At 63.2% G+C, this 4,451-nt stretch carries 6 protein-coding genes; 2 read left to right on the plus strand and 4 right to left on the minus strand.

The genetic code is table 11. The features are described from left to right. The first annotated feature begins 86 nt into the window (after window positions 1–86). The gene (locus EN969_RS18460; protein WP_063169725.1) at window positions 87–1,127 is read left to right on the plus strand and encodes a 2-dehydropantoate 2-reductase; all 1,041 of its coding nucleotides are present in this window, start codon (window positions 87–89) and stop codon (window positions 1,125–1,127) included. On the opposite strand, the gene EN969_RS18465 is transcribed toward EN969_RS18460, so the two are convergent. From EN969_RS18465 to dapD, 4 genes are all read right to left on the minus strand, one after another. Then, window positions 1,030–1,803 carry a hypothetical protein gene (locus tag EN969_RS18465; protein ID WP_063169724.1) on the minus strand — a complete coding sequence of 258 codons (774 nt, stop codon included), beginning with the start codon at window positions 1,801–1,803 and terminating at the stop codon, window positions 1,030–1,032. The genes EN969_RS18460 and EN969_RS18465 overlap by 98 nt on opposite strands. 13 nt (window positions 1,804–1,816) lie before the next feature. Further along, the gene (locus EN969_RS18470; protein WP_024502086.1) at window positions 1,817–2,194 is read right to left on the minus strand and encodes a DUF805 domain-containing protein; all 378 of its coding nucleotides are present in this window, start codon (window positions 2,192–2,194) and stop codon (window positions 1,817–1,819) included. Continuing rightward, window positions 2,187–2,549 carry a DUF805 domain-containing protein gene (locus EN969_RS18475; protein ID WP_013528479.1) on the minus strand — a complete coding sequence of 121 codons (363 nt, stop codon included), beginning with the start codon at window positions 2,547–2,549 and terminating at the stop codon, window positions 2,187–2,189. Before EN969_RS18475 ends, EN969_RS18470 begins: the two co-directional genes overlap by 8 nt. 72 nt (window positions 2,550–2,621) lie before the next feature. Then, window positions 2,622–3,476, minus strand: coding sequence for a 2,3,4,5-tetrahydropyridine-2,6-dicarboxylate N-succinyltransferase (gene dapD, locus EN969_RS18480; protein WP_013528480.1), 855 nt, complete (start codon window positions 3,474–3,476; stop codon window positions 2,622–2,624). A 142-nt stretch (window positions 3,477–3,618) separates the two neighbouring features. On the opposite strand from dapD, the gene EN969_RS18485 reads away from it, so the two are divergent. After that, window positions 3,619–4,451 (plus strand): LOG family protein (locus EN969_RS18485; RefSeq protein WP_206525177.1); only part of this gene is annotated, 833 nt, incomplete at its 3' end.

Here is a 4,451-nt window from a genome sequence, read left to right on the forward strand (position 1 = left end):
GACATAGGGGCCAGCCTCATGGCTGGCGATACCGCCGATATTATGGTTTTCATGTCGTATAGTTGCGACCCGGCGCGGGCGACAGGATGGCAGACAAGGACAAACGGATCGTCATAGCCGGTGCCGGCAGCATCGGCTGCTATGCCGGCGGCTGCCTGGCGCTGGCCAGCCGAAAGGTCATTCTGCTGGCCCGGCCGCGCATTGAGGCAGCGTTGCGGCAGGGTGGATTGCGGGTCAGCGACCTCCAGGGCCGCGATCGCTCGATCAAGCCGGAGGCGCTTGCCGTCACCACCGATCCGGCCGCCACCCTGCCGCAGGCAGACGTGATCCTGGTCACGGTCAAGAGCGGCGCCACTCAGGACATGGCGGATCTTATCAAAGCTCATGCCCGGCCCGACGCCGTGGTGATCAGCCTGCAGAACGGTGTCGACAATGCCGACAGGCTGCGTGCCGGACTTGGCCGGCGAACGGTGCTGGCCGGCATGGTGCCGTTCAATGTGGTGCAGTCGCCGGACGGCGAGCTGCCGCTGCGCGTGCACCGCGCCAGCGACGGCAAGGTGATGGTCGAGGATGGCGATGCCGGCCTGGTCGGCCTGCTTGGCGTCGAAGGGTTTGCGGTTGAAGCGCATGGCGACATGAAGGCGGTGCTGTGGGGCAAGCTGCTGATGAATCTGAACAACGCGCTGGTGGCGCTTTCCGGCCTGCCGCTGGCAACCGAACTGGCCGACCGACGCTGGCGGCTGATCCTGGCTGGCCAGATCGACGAGGCGCTGACGGCGCTGAAAGCGTCCGGCATCGAGCCGGCGCGGATCGCCGGCCTGCGGCCGGCGCTGCTGCCGAAAGTGCTCAGGCTGCCGGACTGGCTGTTCAAGCTCTTGGCGCGGCGCATGCTGGCGATCGACCCGCAGGCGCGCTCGTCGATGTGGGACGATCTTCAGCGCGGCCGGCCGACGGAGATCGACGACTTGCAAGGTGCCATCTTGCGGCTGGCGGGGAAGGCCGGCACGCCCGTGCCGACGGTTCAGCGGATCATCGCCTTGGTGCGCGCGGCGGAAGCGGAGCGGCTTGGCTCGCCGGGCCTGGCGCCGGAGCAGATTGTTGCACCGGCCGGCCGTCGATCAACGTGATCTTCTGCCAGATTTTCCGCGACAGGTTGGACGCCAGGTTCTCGATGTCGTTGACGCCGTCGATGACCACGTCGTCATTGACCGACTGCGCGAACAATGCGGCGATCTTGCCGGTGATCGACAGCATTTCGGAGCAATAGTCGAGGTAACGCGCCAGGTCGGCGGCATTGGTGATGCGGGCGGGCGAATGCGACGTTGGCTTGAAATCGGCCGACAGCGCCGCCGGATCCTTGGTCAGCTGGTGCATGTCGATGACGTGGATCAGCGAGCGCAGGCCATGCAGCTGGCGAAAGACCTGCTTGCGCTTGATGCGCTCCTCGGAGCGGATCAAGGCGAGAAATCCGACAATGGCGAGGATGAACATGTTGAGCGAAGCTTCGATGCCTTGCACAGACTGGACGGCATCACCCGGTTTGGAAATGCGGTCGAATGGCAATACGGTTCCGACGAAGATGAACATCAGTGCGCCGGCAACGACAGCGGCGACGATGAGGCCGCGCAGCCACCAGATCGGCGCTTCCAGGGCCTTGGCGCCCTGTGCCAGGTCGCGCGACAGCGAGACCAGTTCGGCGGCAACGCCGCGCAGGCCGGCATCGGGGAAACGCTCCGCAACGCGCGTCTCCAGCCGTTCTGCGGTCTCGATGATCAGTTTCGGATCAAGCGTACGGTAGCGCATGTCCGATCGAACCTCAGGGTTGTGCTGGCTCGTTGGTGCGCCGGCCGTAGCGGTTGGGTCCAGGCTGCCCCGGAAACAGGCACAACACAAGGAAGGCCACGATCGAGACCACCGGCACGAACAGGATCAGCGCCGCAATGCCCGGCTTGTCCAAATCGTGCAGCCGCTTGACCGCCAGGGCAATGTTCGACCACAGCGAGGCGATGAAGGCGACGAAGAAGATGAACGACCACATGTTGCTCTCGGCCGAACCTTCCGGCACCAGCGTGAAGCGGTAGAGCGGGAAGGCCTGGATGATAGCGACGAGCAACCCGCCAAGAAAATAGGCCGCGCGACTGACGCGGCCCGAGGTTTTGAAGAAAAGCCAGGTGAGATCTGATCTGTCAGGCAAGCGGGTCCGGTCCATATTGATTGGCGCCCCTGGCGCCTTCGAGAATGCCGCATTCCACCAGAAACCAGATCGGGCCGATCAATGGCACCAGCATGATCAGGCTCCACCAGCCCGACTTGCCGCGATCATGCCAGCGCTTGGCGTAGACTGCGAGTGCGAAATAGATCGAGGCCAGAGCGATGAGAATGCCGATGATGCCGATCTGGGCGCCACTGGCCGTGGTGATGCGTGTACCGAGGATCGCATCGAGAATAAAGGCAACGATGCCAATGACGATGAAAACGCCAATCGCGGCCCAGAACTTGCCACGGTTGATGCGACCGTCAAAACTTGTGAGCAGATACTTCCAGTCCATGTCACCCCTCCATGATGAACCCGCGCGACCGATTGTCGCGCCGGCGGAAGGTGCGCCCGCTTTGCGCAAAGATCAATCGCGCAGCAATTCGTTGATCGAGGTCTTGGACCTGGTTTTGGCGTCGACGCGCTTGACGATGACGGCGCAGTAGAGGCTCGGACCCGGCTCGCCGTTCGGAAAGGGCTTGCCCGGCATCGCTCCGGCGACGACGACGGAATTCGGCGGCACTTCGCCATAGAAAATCTCGCCGGTAGCGCGGTCGACGATCTTGGTCGACTGGCCGATGAAGACGCCCATGCCGAGCACCGAGCCTTCGCGCACGATGCAGCCCTCGACCACTTCCGAGCGCGCGCCGATGAAGCAATTGTCCTCGATGATGGTCGGACCTGCCTGCATCGGCTCCAGCACGCCGCCGATGCCGACGCCGCCGGAAAGATGCACGTTCTTGCCGATCTGGGCACAGGAGCCTACCCCGACCCAGGTGTCGATCATGGTGCCTGTATCGACATAGGCGCCGACATTGACGAAGGACGGCATCAGCACGGCGCCCGGCGCGATATAGGCCGAGCGACGCACGATCGACCCCGGCACGGCGCGAAAGCCCTCCTTTTCGAAATCGACAGCGCCCCAGCCATCGAACTTCGACGGCACCTTGTCCCACCACGTCGCTTCGCCGGGACCACCCTTGATGATCTCCATCGGGTTGAGCCGGAAGGACAAAAGCACGGCCTTCTTCAGCCACTGGTTGACATGCCACTTGCCGTCGGCCTGCCGCTCGGCGACGCGGACGGCGCCGCGGTCGAGCAGGTCAAGCGCCGACTGGATGGCATCGCGCGTTTCGCCGCGCGTCGCAGTCGAAATCGCATCGCGTTCCTCGAAGGCCTTCTCGATGGTCTTTTCGAGGCTCGCCAGATCGGGCTTCGACATGAATTCGCTCCATTACCAAGCTGTTAAGGGACTGAGCCTTAACCTGTTTTGAAAGTCGCGCGGACCCTATGTTAAGGCTTAATGGGGGTCAATCGCGTGTGCGTCACGGGACGGCGCAGTTAAGGGAATTGGACGGGTAGTTATGACTCCTATGGAAAAGGCGGGGTGGACGCCGCTGCCGCATTCGGACGAGGATCTGGAGCGGTCGAAGAGCGTGCCTGACACGCCGCAGACGCGTGCCGAAACCTACCGGCTCGCCTGGAACGATCCCGACTTCATGACGCGGCGCGAGTTGCGCGCGGTCAGGCTGCAACTCGAACTCCTGAAACCGGAAATGATCCTAGCCGAACGCGGCATCCGCTCGACGGTGATCCTGTTCGGCGGTGCGCGCCTGCCGGAACCCGGCGGCGAGGCCTGGGCGGCCAAGAACGAGACGCAGAAGAAGAACCTCGAAGAGAACAGCAAATACTACGAGGAAGCGCGCAAATTCGCCCGCCTCTGCTCGCAGCAATCGGCTACCTCCTATTACCGCGAATATGTCGTGGTGACCGGCGGCGGGCCTGGCGTGATGGAAGCGGGAAACCGCGGCGCCGACGATGTCGGCGCGCCGTCGATAGGCCTCAACATCGTCTTGCCGCACGAGCAGGCGCCGAACATCTATGTGACGCCGGAGCTCTGTTTCAACTTCCATTATTTCGCTATCCGCAAGATGCATTTCGTCATGCGCGCCAAGGCGGTCGCGGTGTTTCCGGGCGGCTTCGGCACGATGGACGAATTCTTCGAGACGCTGACCCTGATCCAGACAGGGCGCATGGAGCGCGTGCCGGTGATCCTGTTCGGCAAATCCTTCTGGAAGCGGGCGATCGATCTCGATTTCCTCGCCGAGCAGGGCACGATCAGCCCCGGCGATCAGGACATCATCGACTTCGTCGACACCGCGGATGAGGCGTGGGGGATTATCAGCCGGTTCTATAA

It is taken from the genome of Mesorhizobium sp. M7A.F.Ca.CA.003.01.2.1, assembly GCF_003998945.1.
GTDB lineage: Bacteria > Pseudomonadota > Alphaproteobacteria > Rhizobiales > Rhizobiaceae > Mesorhizobium > Mesorhizobium ciceri.